At 39.7% G+C, this 501-nt stretch carries 1 protein-coding gene and 1 pseudogene; both read left to right on the forward strand.

Annotation, left to right across the window (positions count from 1 at the left end):
* On the forward strand, positions 1 to 381 hold a 381-nt coding region (locus ACFIJK_RS09560), incomplete at its 5' end, for an ERF family protein (RefSeq protein ID WP_375627619.1).
* 1 nt (position 382) lies between these two features.
* Positions 383 to 501 (forward strand): annotated as a pseudogene (locus ACFIJK_RS09565) (exonuclease); the annotation flags it as partial.

Raw genomic sequence — 501 nt, forward strand, 5'->3', positions numbered from 1 at the left:
AAGTTTCCTTATGACACGAAAGGATGCAAGTCAAATATACAATCGGTTGGTTCTGCAATCACATACGCACGCAGATATCTGTTAGGTATGCTTCTTAATGTCGTGAGTGAAGATGATGATACGGATGGAAACCCGCCTATTAAAAAGGCTTTTCCACAACAGATCAATGAAATCAGAAGACTCATAGTACAAACCCAAGCAGAAGAAGAAAAAATACTTGCTCATTTCGACGTCAAAAAGCTTGACGATATGTCTGAAGGACAAGCACAAACGGTATTGCATCTTTTGAAAAAGAAACAAAATAGGCAAAAGGTAGAAACAGATTCTACTATACAAGATGCCGATATAGCAACGCCACACGAACAGAGAACTGCGGTGTGAGATGAAACAAAGAACAGCAGAATGGTTTCAAGCGCGCTTGGGTAAAGTCACTGCTTCAAACGTTTACAACGTACTCAGTAAGACAGCAAAAGGTTTGCCTACAAGCAAATATGAAGACTA

The sequence above is a fragment of the Bartonella sp. PS17NMGDW genome, assembly GCF_042193555.1.
GTDB classification, from domain to species: domain Bacteria; phylum Pseudomonadota; class Alphaproteobacteria; order Rhizobiales; family Rhizobiaceae; genus Bartonella; species Bartonella grahamii.